The organism is Flavobacterium notoginsengisoli, assembly GCF_014207905.1.
GTDB lineage: Bacteria > Bacteroidota > Bacteroidia > Flavobacteriales > Flavobacteriaceae > Flavobacterium > Flavobacterium notoginsengisoli_A.
On the sequence record NZ_JACHLB010000006.1, the window covers coordinates 54,284 to 75,715 of the forward strand.

The window sequence follows — 21,432 nt, forward strand, 5'->3', positions numbered from 1 at the left end:
TAAATTCCAAATTCTCAAAAAATGGAAACTATTGGGATTATATAGTTCGATGTAAAATAAAAATTCAAAACCTAACAGGATTAAAACTGTTAGGTTTTTTTTATCTAATTTCTTTGGAATTTGGAATTTTAAAATTGAGTTTTATTAATTAACTTTAACTCTTATCCCTTTTGTATGACTTGCAAATTCAGGTGCATACATACTTTGTATTGTTGTAATTCCGTTTGAGAATTCACCGCTATTGTTTACTCGGATATCATATTCTAAAACATAAGTTCCTTTATTGATTTGATCAAAGAAAAAATTCGTTGCTGCATCTTTTGTACTCATATAATATCCTAAACCATCTTTGTATTGATATTCAGAAAGTACATTTACAGGTTCGAAACAAGAAGCTCTCATATCTTTTAGATGAATATATTCTGAATCTTCTTTGGCAGTAATGATCAAACGAACTGTAACTAAATCTCCTGTTTTTAAAGAATTGTTGTTTGTTATCTTTTGTAATTCATCACCTTTTAAAGTGTTTTTCTTCAAATACAATTCTTTCGAAACAGATAAAACGACTCCAGAGTTATTTTTGATTTTATCCAAATCTTCAAAATATTGCCAATAAACACCTCCAAATCCTGCAACTTTAGATTTGTTTTGAATTTTGATGGATGCCATTTCTTTCTTCACTTCATCTGTTTTCCAGTTTAGTTTGATGTATCCGGTTTCTGCTTCTTTTTCATTTTCGGCTAATTTTTTGGTTAAGATTTTCTCATTACCCAATTTTATAACAGTGTTGTCTTTTACAGAAGTCCAATCTGTTCCTTGCATCAGTAAAGCATAAATAGCTTCGGTTGTTGATTTTGTTGTTGGCCAGTTTTTGGTCTGTTTGTTTTTTAATAACCAGACTTTCATCGCATCGACTGATTTGGCGTCTTGCGTAATTTCGGCGAAAGCCTCAATTAATAAAGCCTGAGTTTCTATTGGAGCCTGATACCAATACCAACCTGCTTTGTTGGCAATCCAGTACATTCCCCAATCTTCATTGTTTGATGATGTTTCTTTTAAGCTTTCTATAATTTTCTTAGCAGTTTCTTTTTCTCCAAAACGATTTAAAGTCAAAGCAGCTAATCCTTTTTCATAAATAGAATAACCTAGCCAATCTTTTTTTGCAGTTTCTAGATATAGTTTTGAAACTTTCTTCAAAGTATCAGACAAAGGATATTTTTCTAAATAAAAACTTCTGGTATACAAATAATGCAAATCAGAATACGGATTAATCCAGATTAATTTATTTACTTCTTTTAGATTCTTTGTTCTTGCTTTATGATATTCTAGAAATTTATTGTCTAAAAAAGGAATTCCTGTTTTGCTAATTTCATCAGTTTTAGAAATATTGTTTTTGCTTAACTTTTCTAAATGTCCTAAACCTGCCAAAATATGTCTGGTAATATATTCGCTTTCCAGACCTCCATCGAACCAAGAAAATCCGCCAGATGATTTTTGTTTTTGTTTTAATTTTTCGAAAGTAGTTTCTTGAGACGTTTTCATTTTTTCTAAATCAAATAAAAGAGATAGATTTTTTTTCTTTTCATCTTCAGATTGAGCATCGTTGAGCCAAGGTGTTTCTGCCAGAATAAGCGATTTTAATTCTTCGTTTTCTTCTAATTTAGAATTTGGTTTTCCGTTTTTTCTCCAAGTTTCAAAAACATTTGCAATCTTCGGATTACTAGAAATGATTTCCGTAGCCAAAACATTTGAATAATAACGTGCAAAAGTCTGTTCTGCACATTCGTGTTCGTATTCCATTAAATATGGTAAAGACTGAATCGCAAGCCAAGTTGGATTTGAAGTATATTCTAGAGTAAACTGATGATTTTTTAAAGTCGTCGAATTGTTATTTTTTAAGTTTTCAAACGTATATTCCTTTGTAGAATTTTCGCGAACCCAAATCGGAATACTTTCTGTAACCAACATATTATTGGTTAGAACTGGAAGAATACTTTCTTCTCCGTCTGAAAAGTTACCGGCTTTTGCAACGATTTTATATTGAACGCCTTGTAAACCTTCTGGAATTGTAACGGTCCAGTTTGCTGTTGTGTTTCCATGCGCCGAAACTGTGAAGTTTTTGATGTTTTTTGCGTTGAGCATTTTGGCATCAATTGGTTGCATTGTTACGGCATCAAAAAATTGAAGGCTTGCAATTCCCGTTCTCACTTCATTACTCACATTTGAGATTTTAGCACTGATTACAATAGTGTCTTTTTCTCTAAAGAATCTTGGGAAATTAGGCATTACCATTAGTTCTTTCTGCGTAATTACATTCTTTTCCAAATACCCTAAAACAGCATCTTTATTGTGCGCGAGTAAGCGAAGTTTCCATGCAGTTAGCGCTTCGGGAGAAGTAAAATTAAAACTTACATTTCCTTTAGAATCGGTTTTAAGATTAGGATAAAAGAAAGCTGTTTCAGAAAGATTTTTTCTTGCTTTTACCTGAGTTAATGCTTCTAATGCTTTTTTTGTGGTAATTATAATAACACCATTTGCAGCTCTGATTCCGTAAAGAGTGGTTGCTTTTTGATCTTTTAAAACATCGATAGACAAAATATCTTTTGGAGGAATGTTGTCTATATTACTTACTATTACGCCATCGACTACATAAATTGGAGGATTTGCGCTCGATGCCGATCCATTTCCTCTAATCATGACTTTGCTTTCACTTACACTAACACCTGCAACTCTCCCTAATAATGCGTCTGAAACTCTAGCTGTATTGTACACGGTATTATCTTCTTCAACAACCATTCGAGATACAGCTCCTGTTAAAGAACTCTTTTTCTGAACACCGTAACCAACTACAACAACTTCTTCTAAAGGTGAAGTTTCTTCTTTTAAAGTAATGTTGATGTTTTTGTTCTTAGAAACCGTAACGGTTTTACTTTCAAAGCCAATGTAAGAAATAACAAGTTCTTCATTTTCTTTTGCTTCAATTTCGTAATAACCATCAAAATCGGTTGTTGTGCTTCTTTGAGTTCCTTTTATAGTTACAGAAACGCCTGGAATTTCCATTTTATAACTGTCGGTTATTACTCCAGAAATCATTTTGGCATTCAAAGGTTTCTTTATCTTTTTGGTTAATTGTCTTTGATATTCTCTTTGAAGATAAAGTGCATTGCTGTTGGCGTTATTAAAATCAAATCCAAACCAAATTAATTTAGTGCTTTCATTTCTGAGTTCTATTGCTTTTGGCGTGTAAGAGGAATTGGAAATCAAGGTGTTTGTTTTATCATTTCCTAAAACAGATCTAATTGTACCACGAGAAATGCTTCCGCCGTTGTAGAAATCAGTCCATCTTTCCCAGTTTTTTGTAGCGAATTGATCCAAAGAAGAATCATACATCGTTGCCAAAACTTCGGCTTCTTTTTTTGTAGATGTACCTGTAAGTTTAAAAGACCAATTTTCGTTGCTTCCGGGTTCTATTTTGCTTCTAAAAGTATCTACATCAAATTTTAATTCTGGTTTATCTGCTTTCAAAATGACAGAAAGGATATTATCAAATCTTTCATTCTCAAAAACACTTTCAAAATTAATTGTAACAACATTTTTAAATTCTTCTTTAAGCGGAATTTTAATTACAGTTTCATGATTTACAAGATGATATGTTTCTTCTGAGAAAATATTTCCTTCAAAATTTGCCGCCCCGATTATATATAAATCAGGTATAAAAGATTTTAATTTTATTGAAACAAAACCATCTTTTGCTGCATCAGAATTTAATTGTTCAGCTGTAAATAACTTGCTGGTATCATATGGATCTTTGCTCTGTTTTATTTTAAAATTAGAAGTGTTTTCAATTAAATTCCCAAAGCTATCTTTTGCCGAAAAAACAACTTTATAGTTTCCTGATTGATAATTGGAGATAAAATCTAAAGGAAGATTTTTGTCGGTTTGCGTATTTACTTCTTTAGAAAACATTAAAGTTTCTGGTGATTTGTCCTTTAATTTTGAATTAGATTCATAAGGAAATAATTTCTCAAATTCCGAATCTGAAATAGTTTCAATATCTGGCTGAGGAAAAACTCTAGTTTTAAATTTTGTAGAAATTGGATTTAAAAAATAAATTTTTACTTCGCCTTTAACCGCTTTTGCTTCTCCGTTTAAATTTTTGCTCGTAAGCGTAATATCATTTTTGTTTTTGGTTGAAATAGCATCTTTAACGATTGTTTTAAGTTCTAAATCATGATAACCTACTTTCAATGTAGTTTGGCTGTTGTGCGTTTCTCCGTTAATATCCGTTACAGAAGCATTTATCAAATAAGAAAAAATAGGGAGTTTTTCTTTTGCGGCATTTTTTAAAGGAATTGCAGTAAAATCAATTGTAAATTTTCCCGAAGCATCTGTTTTGGTTTCTCCAGTTTTTATTACTTCATTTTGCTCTCCAGAATAATAGCCTCTGTAATAACTGATACTTCTTGTAACGGTGTAAGTTACTTTTGCATCAGAAATGTTACTTCCTGCAAAAGCTTTTGCCGTTCCGTTTACTTTTGCCAATTTTTCAAGCTCGAAACTATCTTTTGTAGGATCAAAATTAACTTCAAATTTAGGACGTTTATATTCTTCGACGCTAAAATCTAAAGAGGAGTGAGAGAAAATAACCTTGTCCCAAAATGGATGTTCGTCCTTATTTTTATCGTAAGCTTTGTCTTTTTCGTAGTCATCTGGTTCGTCTGCTTCGATGTTAAAAGTTCCTGTAAGTCCAGTTTTGGGTAAAGTAAATTCTCCAGAAAAAGATCCAAATTCGTTTGTAGTGACATCAAATTTTTTAAAATCATTCTGATTTGCATCTGAAACTATAATTTTAAATGTAGTGTAAGGAACGACAGAAACTTTGCCTTTTAACTTTTGTACAGCAATTCCTTTATAATATACCGTTTGGCCAGGGCGATAGATTGCTCTGTCGAGATAGAATTCTACGTTAGCATTGAATTGCAACTCTTTATTGTCCAGATCATCATATTCATTATTGTAATACAGATAATTTTTATTTACAGAAAGTGTGTCGTTCTCGGTATAGAAAGAAATAGGTTCATCATAAGCATAAGTGTTATTTTTCGTTTTACCCAAAACAGCATTTCCATTTAGGTCGGTTTTAGCCGAAAAAGAAGCTGTTTTTACAATTACATTTTCCAACGGTTTTCCATTTTTTCGATCTAAAACCTGATAACTTTCAGAATTGTCGGTTTGACTTCCTAAAACAATTAAATTAGAAACTGTTATCGTTTCAAATGCAATCGCTTTTTTAACTTCAGAATCAGATTCACTTTCAAAATAAACCAAATAAGAACCAGTTTCTAGTTTTGGAAGTAAAACCTCTGTTGAATATTCGTAATAATCTTTTTTATTCAGAAGCGTATAAGTTTTTGTAGTTATAGGTTTTTTGATAGCCAAAAGATTATCAACTACACTATCTTTCTTAAAGTTTTTTATCTGTTTAATTTGCGCCTGATTTATTTTATAGAATGAAATTTTGAGATTCTCAACATTTTGATATCGAACATAACCTCGTATGTTTTCATTATCATAAGCATATTTTTGAAGCTGTACATTTAAAAATCTTCGTAAAATCGATTCTTTTTGCTGAACTGCCAGTCTGTAAGCATTAGATTTATTTTCTATTTTTAAAATACTGTCTAGAGTAGCAATCGCTTTTATGTTATAATCTGGATGATTGTGTTTTGATGCATTTTGGGCTAAATAGTTTGCTTTTTCAAGTTGAATGTTTTGAATAAGAATTACATCATTTATTTGTTTTTGAAATGCTGTCAAAACTTTTATATAGTCTTCATCGATTGTGACAGTGTAATTTTTAACAAATTGAATTCTTTGCCAGATGTTTTCTGTTGAAGGATTATTGCTTTCTTGTTTCTGATAAAGTTCTAAAACCTTTTTAAGATTTTCATTAGAAACGAAATCAAAATTTAGGTTTATAAAATCATTCGAGCTTCCTAAAAGAGCTTTTTTATAAGTTGAAAATTCACTTTTTTGAATTTCCCAAGAACGAATTTTTTGTGTTAGAATAGCAATGTTTTCTGCTAATGCATAATTGTAAAGACTTAGTTTCTTGAAATTTTCTATGGTAGAATAATCAAAAAGAGATTCGTATTTCGTTAAAGGCGTGTTTTTTAAAACTTCCTCATTTTCTAATGATTTTTTTAGAGATTGGTTAATCTCAGCAGTAAAATTACTTTCTGTCCAAGTTAGAAAATTATTATCCTTTTCATCTGTATTGGTCCTTCTTCTAATTTGATAATTATTTTGACTATAATAATCGGATAAACATTTGGCATAAACCAAAGTTAAAATTGATTTGGAAGGAACAGAAACACGACTAATATCTACTTTAAGATTATTTATAATTTTAGTTTGCGCATTTTCATCCACAACCTGTAAGTACTTAGATTGGTAGAAAAAGCATTTTATCATTTGTACTTCGTCTTTTTGGCTAACGGCTTTTTTGTAAATGCCAGAGACAATTTCATTTGCAGATTTTACTTTTCCTTCGTTTTCTAAAGCAATAACTTTATCCCATTTTTTATCATTTTGCTGGCCAAAAATTGCAGACGAAATCAATAAGAATACAAATAATATATTTTTCATAAGAGAGTTTTAATCTATAGATGATTAAATTTTGAAAAAGGTTGGAAGATTAAAAATTGTTTTTAAAATAATTTTCGTACAAATTAATAATTTATTTTCAAAACCAAATAGAGCATTCTATATTTCCTTATTTTTGAAGAATAATTACAGCGTTTTATTAGTTATTTGCTATTTCGATTAACCGATGAAACAGTTTAACGATTAAACATTTTAAATGAAAACACATTTCATCGCCATTGGCGGAAGCGCAATGCACAATCTGGCATTAGCATTACATAATAAAGGATATCAAGTTACAGGAAGTGACGATGCCATTTTTGAACCTTCAAAATCAAGATTAGAGAAAAAAGGAATTCTTCCGGCAGAAATGGGTTGGTTTCCAGAGAAAATTACTTCGGATATTGATGCAATTATTTTGGGAATGCATGCAAAAGCAGACAATCCTGAATTGTTGAAAGCACAGGAATTAGGTCTTAAGATTTATTCTTATCCAGAATTTTTGTACGAGCAGTCTAAAAATAAAACGCGCGTTGTAATTGGAGGTTCTCATGGTAAAACAACCATTACTTCGATGATTTTGCATGTAATGCATTATCACAATATTGCGGTTGATTATATGGTTGGAGCTCAATTAGAAGGCTTCGATACGATGGTGCATCTTACAGAAGAAAATGACTTTATGGTTTTGGAAGGAGACGAGTATTTGTCTTCACCAATTGACAGACGTCCGAAATTTCATTTGTACCAACCCAATATTGCTTTAATTTCAGGAATTGCATGGGATCATATTAATGTTTTTCCAACGTATGAAAACTATGTTGAGCAGTTTGAAATTTTCATTCAAAAAATTACAAACGGCGGAATTCTAGTTTATAACGAAAATGATCCAGAAGTAAAACGTGTTTCTGAAGCTGCTACAAATCCGATTAGAAAAATTGCGTATTCGACTCCAGAATATTCTGTGAGTGACGGCGTAACTCTATTAAAAACTCCAGAAGGCGATATGCCAATTGAAGTTTTTGGAGCGCATAACTTAAATAATCTTGCTGGAGCAAAATGGATTTGCCAAAATATGGGTGTTGATGAAGCAGATTTTTACGAAGCAATTGCAAGTTTTAAAGGCGCTTCTAAACGTTTAGAAAAAATTGCAGAAGGAAAAGGAAAAGTAGCTTACAAAGATTTTGCACATTCACCAAGTAAGGTTGCCGCAACTACAAAAGCGGTAAAAGAGCAGTATCCGAACAGAACTTTGGTGGCTTGTTTAGAATTGCATACTTACAGCAGTCTTAATGCCGAATTTCTAAAAGAATATGAAGGAGCTTTAGAATATGCTGACGTTGCCGTTGTATTCTATTCGCCAGACGCTGTAAAAATAAAGCAATTAGAAGAAGTAACTTACGAACAGATTGCAACTGCATTTAATAGAAAAGATTTAATTATTTATACTAATCCAACTGAGTTTAAAGAATATTTATTCAACTTAAATTTAGATAATTCTGCACTTTTATTAATGAGTTCTGGAAATTATGGAGGATTGAATTTTGACGAAGTAAAAGGTTTGATTAATTAGAAAATTAGTCAATTTGAAAATTAGATAAAAAGCCGATTGTTTTGTACAATCGGCTTTTTTTGTATTTAGTTTAAAATTTTCTAATTGACGCATTTTCTAATTTTATATTTCTTTTTTTTGAAAGATTTTTCTTCTTTTTAATTTATATTCGCTTCCTAAATTTTTATAAGTATGGAAGGAGGGCATTTTGCGATAAGAGACTGGTCAGAAGATGATAAACCTCGCGAAAAATTAATGCATAAAGGAAAAGATGTTCTAAGCGATGCCGAATTATTAGCTATTTTAATTGGCTCAGGAAGTCGTAATGAATCTGCGGTTGCATTGAGTCAACGTATTTTGGCTAGTGTTGGAGGTCTTAATTCTTTAGCGAAATTATCTATTGCACAGTTAATGAAATTTAAAGGAATAGGAGAGGCAAAAGCTGTTACAATTGTGGCTGCACTTGAATTGTGTGCACGACGAAGATCTGAAAAAGCAGAAGAAACTGTAAAAATAACTTCAAGTAAAATGGTTTTTAAAATGATGCAGCCTTTAATTGGAGAATTATCTCATGAAGAATTTTGGGTGCTTTTTCTTAATAATTCGAATAATGTAATTTTTAAGTCGCAGTTGAGTAAAGGCGGAATTGCAGGTACAACAGTTGATATCAGACTGATTTTTAAAATGGCATTCGAAAAATATGCTACTGGCTTGATTTTGTGTCATAATCATCCTTCTGGATCTCTAATTCCAAGTGAAGCTGATAAGCAGATTACAAAAAAGATTTATGAAGCAGGAAATAAACTAGATGTTAAAGTTTTAGACCATTTGATTATTACTGAATCAAAATATTATAGTTTTGTAGATGAAGGAATATTTTAACACATGAGTACCAATATTACAGACATTTTTTTTGATTTAGACCACACACTCTGGGATTTCGATAAAAATTCAGAAATGGCTTTTGATCGTATCTTTAAAGAAAAATATAAAGAAATTGTTACAGAAGATTTTATTAAAGCTTACATACCTATAAATCAGGAATGCTGGCGATTATATCAAAATGATAAAATTACGCATCAGGAACTGCGTTATAACAGACTAAAGCTTTCTTTTGATGCTTTGGAGTATGCCATCTCCGAAGAGAATATTTTTGAAATTGCCAATGATTATATTGAATTCCTTACTGATAACAATTATCTTTTTGATGGCGCAATTGAAGTTTTAGAATATTTGAAACCAAAATATAGACTTCATATTATCACAAACGGATTTGCTAACGTTCAGGATAAGAAAATCAATAATGCTGCGTTAGGAAGTTATTTCAGCACCATTACAAATTCTGAGTTGGCAGGTGTTAAAAAGCCAAATAGTATTATATTTGATTATGCAATCAATTTAGCAAAAACGTCTAAAGAAAACAGTATCATGATTGGCGACGATTTTGAAGCGGATGTTACTGGTGCTCTAAATGCGGGATTAGATGCTATTTATTTTAATGAAAAAAAATTGGATGTTTCCGGAGATTATAAACAAATTAACCATTTATTAGAACTAAAAAAATATTTATAATGATGAAAATTAAATTTTTACTTACTGCAATCTTATGTTCAGTTGTTGGATTTGCGCAGTCTGTTAATGATTACAAAGCTGTAATTGTACCTTTGAAATATGATTTTATAAAAACAGAAAATCAATATCGTTTAGCAACATTAAGCAAATCAAATCTTGTAAAAGCTGGTTTTGTAGGTTTTTATGCTAATGAGCAACTTCCTGAAGGTTACACAGATCGTTGTCAGGTATTGTATATGGATGTTGTAAGAGACAATGCCTTTTTGGTGACTAAACTTTTTGTGCAGTTTAAAGATTGCTTCGGTCAAGTTGTCTATACATCTGAAGTTGGAAAAAGTAAAGAAAAAGATTTTGAATTAGCTTACAAAGAATGTCTTGATAATGCTTTTAAATCTATTTATGCTTTACATTATAAATATAGCGGTAATGCGCCAGTTATTAGTGCTAAAGGTGCAGCGGCTCCAGTTGCAGCAAAAGTTTCTCCAGCAGCAGCTGCAGTTACTACTGCTGCTGTAACAACACAAGTTGTTGCTGCTACTCCGTCACCAGATTTGAAAGATCCAAATTTATTGTACGCACAGCCAACGGAATCAGGATATCAGTTAATCGATAAAACACCTAAAGTGGTAATGAAGCTTCTTAAAACTTCTCAAACTAATGTTTATATTGCAATAAAAGACAATGTTCAAGGTTCATTAATCTTAAAAGAAGACGGACAATGGTATTTTGAATCTTACCAGAATGACAAATTAGTTTCAGAAAAAATTGTAGTCAAATTCTAAAATATAAAATACGGCTTAATAGCCGTATTTATCTTTCCAACGGTTCTTTAAAAATTCACGGTTGCTGTTCTCTCTAGAATTGCTTCCTGGATTGTAAAGAACCGTTTCTTTTATAGCGTCAGGCAAGAATTCTTGTTCTGCGAAATTATTGGCATAATCGTGCGAATATTTATATTCATCTCCGTATCCTAATTCTTTCATCAATTTTGTCGGTGCATTTCTTAAATGAATTGGCACTGGTAAATCTCCAGTTTGTTTGACCAATTGCTGTGCATTTCCAATTGCCATGTAAGAGGCATTACTTTTTGGAGATGTAGCTAAATAAATAGCACATTGACTTAAAATAATTCGACTTTCTGGATATCCAATTGTAGTTACAGCCTGAAAAGTATTATTGGCCATAATAAAAGCCGTCGGATTGGCATTTCCAATATCTTCGCTTGAGAGAATTAACATTCTTCGAGCAATAAATTTTACATCTTCACCTCCTTCAATCATTCTAGCTAGCCAATAAACAGCTCCATTTGGATCACTTCCTCTAATGGATTTTATAAAGGCAGAAACAATATCGTAATGCTGTTCTCCTGTTTTATCATACAAAACAGTATTTTGTTGAACAAGTTCTAAAACGCGGTCATTGGTTATTGTTATTTGATCTCCTTCAGAAGCATTGACTACAAGTTCGAAAACATTTAGCAATTTTCGTCCATCGCCTCCAGAAATACGCAATAAGGCTTCTGTTTCTTTTAAATCTATTTTTTTAGATAATAAATAAGTGTCAGTTCTCATGGCGCGTTCTAGAAGAGCTTCTAAATCGGCTTTAGTAAATGCATTTAAAATGTAAACTTGACAACGTGACAATAATGCAGGAATAACCTCAAAACTCGGATTTTCTGTCGTAGCTCCAACTAATGTAATCCATCCTTTTTCGACAGCGGCTAAAAGTGAATCTTGTTGAGATTTACTAAATCTATGAATCTCATCAATAAAGAGAATTGGATTTTTGGCAGTAAATAGACCTCCACTTTGTTTTGCTTTTTCAATAACATCACGAATATCTTTTACTCCAGAATTAATCGCACTTAAAACATAAAATGGCCTTTTAGATTCTTGTGCAATAATTTGAGCAAGTGTTGTTTTTCCAGTTCCAGGCGGTCCCCAAAAGATTAGAGAAGGAATTATTCCTTTCGAAATTTGTTGTGTTAAAGAACCAGTTGGGCCAACTAAATGTAACTGGCTTATATAATCTTCTAATTTTTGCGGACGAATACGCTCTGCTAAAGGTGCTTCCATTCTACAAAATTACTGTTTTAAGATGTAAATTTCATTCACTAAAAAGTTAAAACGATTGATGTTGTGAAGGATTGTTATAATCTGAGACAATTCTATTTTTTCTGACAAATTATCAGTAAAATTTTTTTGGATAGTTTTTTGAGTTCTTTCCAATATTATTTATAAAAGTATGAGCGATAGTAATTTTAAATTCTCAAATGCAGTTATTGGACTGCCTTTGTTTTTTGTGCTTTTTTTGTGGTTTGTTTATTGGCTTCAGATTCGATTTGATTTCGACTTTTACAGATATGGAATTTACCCAAGAGATTTTCAAGGACTGCGTGGAGTTTTATTTAGTCCCTTCATTCATGAAAATTTAGATCATTTATACAATAATAGTATTCCGCTTTTGATATTGCTGGCAGCGATGCAATTTTTCTATCCTAAACAAACTTTTGGAGTTATAGGGTATGGAATATTATTCTCGGGATTAATTACTTGGATTGTTGGAAGAGAAAATTTTCATATTGGCGCTAGCGGATTAATTTACGTTCTCGTAAGTTTTATCTTTTTTAAAGGAATTCAAACACGTTATTATCGTTTAGTTGCTTTATCGTTGACGGTGATTTTACTTTATGGCGGAATGATTTGGTATGTTTTTCCAGATGTAGATCAGTCCATTTCTTGGGAAGGTCATTTGGCGGGACTTATAACGGGTTTTGTTTTAACTTTGTTTTATAAAGCGCCCGAATATGCAAAACCGATTGTTTACGATTGGCAAAGACCAGATTTTGATCCGAGTACCGATCCTTTTATGAAACATTTTGATGAAGACGGGAATTTTGTAAATATTTCAAGAGAGGAAGAAGAAGATCAAGTTGATTATTTTTCATCAAGTCATTTAGTAAATTATATCGTGACAAGAAAACCAGAAACTGAAGATGAAATTTAGTTTAATGTTTTTTTGAGATAAAATCAGTAAATTTGATAATGTAACAATTTAATTTCTAGGGTTATGAATAAAATAAAGATTTTGGTTTTGTTCTTGTATTTTGTTTTTAATAATACAATTAATGCCCAATGTGAAATTAAAAATAGAGTACAGGCAGATGGAAGTATGTTGTATTATTTTGAACCGGCTGTATTTTATACGACTAAATCGAAGTCATTAAAAATTAATATTATTACTGACAAGGAACATTACTTTGTAGCATTGCAGCCAACGCCATTCCCTGATAAAAAAACGGGAAAAAAGATAAAAGATGATTTAATTATTCATCTTGCAGATAACAACACTTATAAATTGGCACATTACGATACGCAATATCGCAGAAATGATTCGATTATGCAGGTTCTGTATTTGATAGATGACAAAGATATTAATGCTTTTTCAAACTATGAAGCTGTCACTGCTGAGATTAATATGGAAGGGACAGAGTTTGTGAGAAGTTACAATTTTAAACTTCATAAAAATGCGATAAAAGAACAGTTACAATGTTTTTTGAAGGAGGAAGAGGAAAAGTAGATTATTCGTCTTCTTTTATTTCGTGATTATGTCTGTTCGCAATTTTCTTTTGTAGATTTCTTAGTAGATTGTTGAAGCTGAGAGTTAAAGAAGCTGCATTTGTTATTTGATTACCATTATTTCGCGGTAAAAATTCATTGCAATAAGTAAGTTCTACTTGAATGTCATCTGAAAATAAGTATCCAGCTCCTATATTAAATCTATTTCGATCAAAGAAACTTTCTCCAGTAACTTTTGCGCCAGATTTTAGGTATATTTCATCTGAAGCGACTGCGTATATAACACCACTTCTTAAGACTTTACTATTAATGGGTTGTAAATATTTTACTTGTTGGCGATAGCGAAATACATTTTCATACTCATCATCTTGATTCTTCATATGACGAAATTCGGTACGCATTCTTGTGCTTAATGTATAGCCAGTTTTATGAAAATAATAAATGCCTTGAAGAGCAAATCGCCATTCAGGAGATTCAAATTGTCCTATTTCTGGAACATCTCTATTGTTGAAATAGGCTAAAAATGTAGAAAATTTCCATCTAGGCGAGTAGTAATAATGCGCCCAGCCTCTTAAAGACCTTTGTATAGTGTGGTCAAATATATTGGATGATGATTCTGTACTGCTGTAAGTTGTGGCTAGGTCTACTTCTGTTGACCATTTTTCACTTAAAGTTTGATTAAACTGAATTTCATTCCAAAACTGACCATAAGTAGTATTTTGTCCGTAGCTGTTTGCAATTGATAAGATCACAAACAGACAATGGACTAAAAAGATTATTATTTGTTTTGGATTAGATTTTGAAAGCATTAATTAAGTTTTTTTAATTATTCATTCTAATCTTAATTCTCAATATAAATTAACTTCTTTGACGAACAGTTTCGTATAAAAATGCACCGCAGGCAACAGAAACATTTAAAGATCCTATAGAACCAAACATTGGTAGTTTGGCTTTTTCATCTACTATTTTCAAGACTGAAGGGTTTATTCCTCGATCTTCTGAACCCATAATTATAGCAACTGGGTCTGCTAAAGAAACATCATAAATATTTTGATCTGTTTTCTCCGTCGCAGCTACCGTTTTAATTCCAGAACCTTGTAAATAGAAAATAGCATCTTTAATATGTTCTACTTTACAAATAGGCACATTAAATACAGCTCCGGCTGAAGTTTTAACTGTATCCCCATTTACAGGTGCTGAACCCGCTTTTTGAATAATAATACCATTTACACCAGTACATTCTGCAGTTCTAATTATAGCCCCAAAATTTCTAGCATCAGAAATCTGGTCTAAGATTAAAAATAAAGGTTTCTTTCCTGATTCAATTGTTGATTCTACTAAATGTTCTAAATCAATAAATCCAATAGGAGAGATGGTCGCTACCGCACCTTGGTGATTATTTGGAGTAAGACGATTTAGTTTTTCTACAGGAACATAAGAAAAGTTAATGTTGGCACGTTTCATAACCTTCATTAAGTCTTTCATTAACTCACTTGAAATTTCTTTTTGTATGAAGACTTTATCGACTTCTTTTCCTGCTTGAATTGCTTCTATAATGGCTCTAATGCCAAATATTTGATGTTCTTTTTCCATGCAACAAATATAGGTAATATGTTTCTATAAAAAAACCGCTCTGAATGAACAGAGCGGTTTAAAATATAAGTGTAACTAAATCTTAAAAGATTATAGTGGACTTTGTACAATTAATGGGTTAGCATCAATTTCAGCTTGTGGAACTTGGAAGATGAAGTTGTTAGATCCTGCTGCGTAGTTGAATTTTCCAAATGCAACGTGGTTAGAACCAACATAATCTCTTGTAAGACCAACACCTAAACGTTTCATGTCAAACCAAGCATATCCTTCTCCCCATAATTCGATTCTTTTTTGAAGAATGATTTCATTGATCAAAGCAGAACCAGAGTTAGTAGATAATGTGTAAGCAGGGTTTCTTGTAACTGTTATATCATATAAAACTTGTTTAGCAGCTGCTTCGTTTCCTGATCTTGCTAAACCTTCAGCCTCGATATAGTATAAAGAAGCAGATCTTAGGTAGATATAATCTCCAGAATCGATTGTAGGGTCTCTAAATTTAGTATTAGCATACTGAGGTAAAGCTGGGTAAAGAGGGTTTCCACCCGCAGGTACGAATGCTTTTTTTCTGTAATCAGTTGCAGGAATACTGTTGTAAAGACGTACGTCGATATTTTTGAAGATCTGTAAACCTCCAGCATATCCTGAGTCATTTGTGTTATCAAAATGACCAAAGAAACTTGCTACGAATGTACTTTGAGCAGATGTAATTGTTGCTCCCCACATTGTTTCTCCACCTGTAGAAATATCATAGAATCCGTTGTTCCAATCTGCTTCACTAAGTAAAGTATAACCTTGTCTTGCTTCGTGTGCAAAAGTTGCAGCTTGAGCATATTTACCTTCTTCTAAGTAAACATCAGCTAAAAAAGCTTGTGCTACAGATTGGTCTAAACCATCTTTGTTTGCACGTGTAAAGCCTTCAAGTAATTCAATTGATTCTACTAAATCTTTCTCAATTACAGTGTAAACTTCAGCAACTGTAGCTCTTCCTTTACCTTCTAAAGATACATCTGTATATAAAGGAACACATAATTTTGATTCATTTCCTACATAAGTTGGTCCGTACATACGAGCTAACATAAAGTAGAAATAACCTCTTAAAGCTAAAGCTTGACCTTTTAATGCTTTTAAACTAGCATCGTCTGTGTCAGAAGGAATAGCATTAATAACTGTGTTTGCAGTTTTGATTTGTGGGTAATAGATACTCCAAGCTAATTTTGATCTTGAGTTAGTTTGTGTTCTTCCTAAATAGTTATAGAAAGATCCATACCAGCTAGATTTAGTCATTAACATGTCGTTAGACATCATATCAGTAGCAACAAGAATAGACTTGTGACCGTAATCTTCGTGGCTACCTGGAATAGATAAACCGTAAGATCTTAGAGCAGAATAGATACCTGCGATAATCGCTTTATTAGCTTCTGCAGATGTTCCTAGTTGTTCGTCATTGATTGTTGATTCAGGCTGTGTGTCAAGAAAATCTTTTTCACAGCTTGTAAGTACCAACAAGGACATTGTTATAATTAATAATTTTTTCATGTTCTTAGAAATTTACTGTTAAACCAAATGAGATCGTTCTCATTACTCCATATACATTTAAAGATTGACCGTTGTTTGATCTAGTACCTAAGTTATTCAATCTTGGGTCCATACCTTTTCTTTCTGACCATAATGCTAAATTAGTTCCCATTACACTAAATTTAGTAGAAGAAATTCCAAGATCTGTAAGTTTACTGTTTGTAAAATCGTAAGATAAAGAAACGTCTTGGATACTGATGTAATCTGATTTTGTTAAGAAATAATCAGATGTTGCCATTTGTAAAGTAGAAACGTGATCAATTCTAGGAATATCAGAATTTGGATTATCTACAGTCCAAGCTTTTTGTGTGTCTTTATGGTAGTTTTGTCCGATGTTGTCTCCTCCAGAGTACATTGCACTAGCGTAAACTCCATCATACATATATCCTCCAAATTGGTAAGCAAGACTCGCTTGTAAAGTTAACTTTTTGTAACGAACAACAGTTCCAAAACCTCCGTAAACATCTGGGTTTGCATCTTTGTCGCTTAAGTACTGAGTTGCATTTCCGTAAACGTTAGTAGTTGTTTTACCTGTTACTGCTCCTGAAGCATCTTTTACATCCATGTACCATAAAGCATCTCCATTTGTTTTATCAACACCTGCAAATTCTCTTAGGTAGAAAGCATAAGCTGGAGCTCCTACTTGGAAACGGAAGATACCAGATGTAAATGGACTTGGTAATGAAGTTACTTCATTTTTGTAGTGAGTTGCATTTGCCCAAATATTGAAGTCAAAATCTTGAGTTTTAACAACATCAATACCTAAGTTAACCTCGATTCCTTTGTTAGCCATATCTCCGATGTTTTCACTAACGAAGTTTGTTCCTGTAGAAGGAGAAAGTGGTTTGTTGTAGATCAAATCACTTACTTTTCTTTCGAAATATTCAGCTTCGATGTTCACTCTGTTGAATAATTCGATTTCGAATCCAACGTTCATGTTTTTAGAAACCTCCCATTTGATGTCTTTGTTTCCAGTAAATACTTGAAGAACTGTTGCGTTTCCGTCAGCATCTGGAACAATTTCGTATTGATTTTGGTAAGCATAGTAGTTTCTTCCAGAACCGAAATAGCTACGGTGGTTGATTACTGTACTTGCAGGATAGAAAATGTTATCATTTCCTTGCTCTCCATAACTTCCTTTAATTCTTAAGTCTGTTACAACTTTAGATTGTGGGAAGAAAGATTCTTTTGCTACAGACCATGCAGCTCCAAAACCGTAGAAGTTACCCCATCTGTTATCTGGGTGGAATACTGAAGATCCATCTCTTCTGAAACTTGCATTAACAAAATATTTGTCTTTGTAGCTGTAGTTTGCTCTTGAGAAGTATCCTTCAACATTGTATAAGTCATTATAACCATCTACATAGTTATATTTAGTAGCATTACTTAATACAGGTAAACCAGGGATTACAACTCCACTTTTTTGACCTGCTAACATTTTTGATGTAAAGTCAGAAGACTCATGACCTACAAGGATATCAATGTTGTGATTACCTATAGATTTTTTCCAAGATAATAATTGTTGGTTAGTGATAGTGTAATCATCTTCAGATGCAGTACCAATTCTACCATTTACTCCCATGTCATCTCCACCTTCTCCAGTAGTACTGTTTAAGTAGTATCCTGACATTAAATCGTATCCAAGGTTATATCTGAAATTGAAATCTTTTAAGAAGTCAATAGAAACATATCCTCTAGCTCCAAATTTATTTTCTTGATTTAAATTTGTGTTTAATAAAGTAGTCGCATATGGGTTTAAGTTTGCACCATAAGGACGATTTCCACTTTTGTTAAAGTCGTAAACTCTGCTTCCGTCAGCATTTGTTACATAATTACCAGCTGCATCTCTTTCATAGATAGTATAGATAGGAGCAATGTTTCTTGCCCAGCTAAATAAGTTACTATATGTTGAAGAACTTACTTGAGAGATTGGTGCATTTTGATCTGAATTAGCATAGTTTAAGTTAGCTCCAACTTTAATTTTGCTATTAATGTTGTAATCAACATTTGCTCTAACAGTTGCACGTTTAAAATCTGAATTAACAGTGTAACCATTATCTTTTAAGTATCCAACAGATAAGTAAGAACTTAAATTGTCAGTGCTGCTTGATAAGCTTAAGAAGTGCTCTGTTCTTGTAGCATCTCTAAATAATGCATTAGCCCAATCATCATGGTATAATAATTTTGCATTTGGATTAAGTTTTCCAGTTGCTGGGTTGATTACTTGATTGTCTGCAACATTATAGTTGTTGTATCCTAAAGAGTAAGAATCTCCACTAATTAATGTATTAGCAGCGATAGTAGATGCATTAGCAGCTGTTTGTCCTTGGTACATTAAACCGCTTTTGATTCTTCCATAAACAGTTTCGTAGTACTCTCCTGGATCTTTAATCATGTCGTATTCAGGAACTGCTCTTGAGTTAACCCCGATTTTTGTTTCGTAAGTAACTCTTAATTGTCCTTTTTTACCTTTTTTAGTAGTAACAATGATAACCCCGTTTGCTCCACGGCTACCATATAATGCATTAGAAGATGCATCTTTCAAGAAACTGATCGATTCGATATCTTGAGTAGCAATTGCATTAATATCTCCATTGTAAGGAATACCATCAACAACATATAAAGGTGCGTTAGAAGATGATAATGATCCAATACCTCTAAATCTTACTTGAGGAGGATCTCCTGGCTGTCCTGAGTTTGCACTAATTTGCACACCCGCAACTTTACCAGTTAAAGATTGGATTGCATTCGATGCTTGTGCATTTTCAAGTGCTTTGGCGTCAATTTTTGTAACTGCTCCAGTGATCTCAGATTTTTTCTGAGTACCAAATGCAACTACTACAACTCCTTCAAGTTCTAATGCATCTCCAACCAGTTTTGTGTTAACTGTTGTAGAAGCAGCAGACTCTTCTTTTGCTTTCATTCCAATGTAAGTGAAAACTAGAGTTTGAGTTGGAGTAGCCTTAATCGAATACTTTCCGTCAAAATCTGTTTGAGTTCCTGTTTTTGTTCCTTTAACTAATACACTAACACCAGGTATTGGCATTCCAGTATTATCAGAAACAATTCCCGAAACAATTCTTTCTTGCGCAAAAGATAATTGCGCTACTAGTACTAAAAGTAGTACTAACAGTCCATTGAACTTTAGTTTCATTTTTAATTATTTTGAATTAGTATCGCAAAAATCTTAATTAATTGTTAATCTTCCTAACATAAAAGTATTTTTTTTACTTTCTCAATATGTTAATTTAACATTTACAGCCTATTTTGCTATATAAATCACAATTCTGTAATTCTAATTTAGTTATTTTATTATTAATACTAATTACTCTTAAAATAAAAAAACCGCCGGTTTTGCCGACGGTTTTGAATTTAAATTATTTAGATAATCTAAGATATTAAAGTTTTGTGTCCCAAAATACAGGAACTGTTAATTTATCTCCTCCAATTGCTTGAGAAGCATTTGTCCAGTTAGTTCCGTTAACTGTTTGTTCTGCTGTTGGGTAAGTCCATCTTACAGGAACTTTTCCTTCTGCAGCTTGAACAGAACTTGGGTGTGAAGTTAATTTAGGGAAATCTAATCTTCTGAAAGCCGTCCAAGATTGGAAACTTCTGTTGTATAAAGCGATCCATTCTTGGTAACCAATTTTTTCTTGCCAAGTACCAGTTCCAGTTCCTGCAGTTCCAGAAATTGGAGTAGTAGCAGCTGTTGCGTAAGCAACTTTTGGATTAGCTAAGTATGAAGCGATATCTGCTGCTGAAACTCCCCAAAATTCACATGATTTTGTGATAGCATCATTATAGTAGTGTTCTGCTGTGTTACCAACATTGAATCCTCTAGCTGCAGCTTCTGCTAAGTAGAAGTTTACCTCAAACGCTTCTAGTAATACTCCAGCAGCGTCTGGTTTTTTGATTACATCTCCAACGTGAGAGTATGTAGTTTCGTAAGGAAGTGAATTACGTCCTCCAGGTACTCCTCCTACATATGTTCCATCTGCCATTGGTGTGAAGAAAATAGGTCTTCTAGGATCTGATAAATCATTCATTTGATTTACTAATGTAGTTGCAGGAACGTTATCATTTCTTTGGCTAGCAACAAGGTTATCAAAAACAGGGTTGTAGTTTGGCGCAAAAGAAGCATATTTCAATAATGCATTGTTAGCATTGTTCAAAAGAACTCCGGCACTGTAAGCAGATTCGATTGTTGTTTTTGCCAATGCAGCGTCTTTGTCGGCAATATTAGTTCCTAATTTTAATTTTACAGAGTTTGCAAATATTTTCCAGCTTGCAACATCACCTTTATATATAAGGTCTCCTGTGTCAAAACTTTTACCAGTTGCATCAAGTTGAGCAATAGCAGCATTAAGACGAGTAATTAATAAAGGATAAATTGCCGCATCATCATCATATTTTGGTAAAATGATTTTTGGATTTTGTAAAGATTCTGAGTAAGGAACGTCTCCAAAAGTATCTACTAAAATCTGATAAGTATATACTCTTAAAATTTCAAGAATAGCAACTTTGTTTTTTTGTTGCTTTTGCCAATCAGCATCTGCTACATCACTAGGTTTTGTTTGAGCTTCTAAAACTTGTTGAGAAGTTTGTAAGTTCCCCAAAACATCTTGGTATAATTTCGTCCAATGTGTATCAGGAATAGTTCTTGTTGTTAAATTATATCTTGACTCAGCAGTATATAATGTAGCTGCCCAATATTGAACGTAATAACGTAAAGGATTATTATTAACACTTGGTGTAGTTAACTGATCAGTTAATTCTTTCTGTGCATTTGATAATAATGATTCTGCAGAAACGTCATATGACTTTTTGATATCATCATTAAAGTTTTCGTTGTCACTAACACAACTCGATAGAGTCAAGAATGCCAGTGTTGCTATTGATAAAAATATCTTTTTCATT

General features: G+C 32.5%; 13 protein-coding genes. 6 read left to right on the forward strand and 7 right to left on the reverse strand.

Annotation, left to right across the window (positions count from 1 at the left end):
* Positions 1–144: 144 nt before the first annotated feature.
* Entirely contained in the window at positions 145–6,648 is a 6,504-nt protein-coding gene (locus HNP35_RS17515) for a carboxypeptidase-like regulatory domain-containing protein (protein WP_184165632.1), read from the reverse strand.
* Between the two features lie 214 nt (positions 6,649–6,862).
* Here HNP35_RS17515 and HNP35_RS17520 point away from each other — a divergent pair, with 214 nt between their 5' ends.
* From HNP35_RS17520 to HNP35_RS17535, 4 genes are all read left to right on the forward strand, one after another.
* On the forward strand, positions 6,863–8,218 hold the full coding sequence (locus tag HNP35_RS17520) for a UDP-N-acetylmuramate--L-alanine ligase (RefSeq protein WP_184165628.1): 1,356 nt from the start codon (positions 6,863–6,865) through the stop codon (positions 8,216–8,218).
* 171 nt (positions 8,219–8,389) lie between these two features.
* Positions 8,390–9,079, forward strand: coding sequence for a RadC family protein (gene radC / locus HNP35_RS17525; protein ID WP_184165625.1), 690 nt, complete (start codon positions 8,390–8,392; stop codon positions 9,077–9,079).
* Positions 9,080–9,082: 3 nt separating this feature from the next.
* Positions 9,083–9,769 (forward strand): YjjG family noncanonical pyrimidine nucleotidase, encoded by a 687-nt coding sequence (locus tag HNP35_RS17530; protein WP_184165622.1) that lies wholly within the window; start codon positions 9,083–9,085, stop codon positions 9,767–9,769.
* Between the two features lie 2 nt (positions 9,770–9,771).
* Positions 9,772–10,551, forward strand: coding sequence for a hypothetical protein (locus HNP35_RS17535; RefSeq protein WP_184165801.1), 780 nt, complete (start codon positions 9,772–9,774; stop codon positions 10,549–10,551).
* Between the two features lie 15 nt (positions 10,552–10,566).
* Here the strand turns inward: HNP35_RS17535 and HNP35_RS17540 are convergent, their stop codons facing one another.
* A complete protein-coding gene (locus HNP35_RS17540; RefSeq protein WP_184165619.1) occupies positions 10,567–11,844 on the reverse strand; it encodes a replication-associated recombination protein A in 1,278 nt (425 codons plus the stop codon).
* 169 nt (positions 11,845–12,013) lie between these two features.
* On the opposite strand from HNP35_RS17540, the gene HNP35_RS17545 reads away from it, so the two are divergent.
* The gene (locus tag HNP35_RS17545; RefSeq protein ID WP_184165617.1) at positions 12,014–12,775 is read left to right on the forward strand and encodes a rhomboid family intramembrane serine protease; all 762 of its coding nucleotides are present in this window, start codon (positions 12,014–12,016) and stop codon (positions 12,773–12,775) included.
* Positions 12,776–12,838: 63 nt separating this feature from the next.
* Positions 12,839–13,348, forward strand: coding sequence for a hypothetical protein (locus HNP35_RS17550; protein WP_184165614.1), 510 nt, complete (start codon positions 12,839–12,841; stop codon positions 13,346–13,348).
* 1 nt (position 13,349) lies between these two features.
* Here HNP35_RS17550 and HNP35_RS17555 read toward each other — a convergent pair whose 3' ends face one another.
* The 5 genes from HNP35_RS17555 to HNP35_RS17575 all read right to left on the reverse strand — a co-directional run bounded on the left by HNP35_RS17555 (position 13,350) and on the right by HNP35_RS17575 (position 21,431).
* Complete coding sequence (locus HNP35_RS17555; protein WP_184165612.1) at positions 13,350–14,156, reverse strand: DUF2490 domain-containing protein; 807 nt, start codon at positions 14,154–14,156, stop codon at positions 13,350–13,352.
* A gap of 49 nt (positions 14,157–14,205) precedes the next feature.
* Entirely contained in the window at positions 14,206–14,940 is a 735-nt protein-coding gene (gene rlmB / locus HNP35_RS17560; protein WP_184165609.1) for a 23S rRNA (guanosine(2251)-2'-O)-methyltransferase RlmB, read from the reverse strand.
* 90 nt (positions 14,941–15,030) lie between these two features.
* Positions 15,031–16,476, reverse strand: coding sequence for a RagB/SusD family nutrient uptake outer membrane protein (locus HNP35_RS17565; protein WP_184165606.1), 1,446 nt, complete (start codon positions 16,474–16,476; stop codon positions 15,031–15,033).
* A 4-nt stretch (positions 16,477–16,480) separates the two neighbouring features.
* On the reverse strand, positions 16,481–19,669 hold the full coding sequence (locus HNP35_RS17570) for a SusC/RagA family TonB-linked outer membrane protein (protein ID WP_184165603.1): 3,189 nt from the start codon (positions 19,667–19,669) through the stop codon (positions 16,481–16,483).
* Positions 19,670–19,913: 244 nt separating this feature from the next.
* Positions 19,914–21,431, reverse strand: coding sequence for a SusD/RagB family nutrient-binding outer membrane lipoprotein (locus tag HNP35_RS17575; RefSeq protein WP_184165600.1), 1,518 nt, complete (start codon positions 21,429–21,431; stop codon positions 19,914–19,916).
* Position 21,432 lies beyond the last annotated feature (1 nt).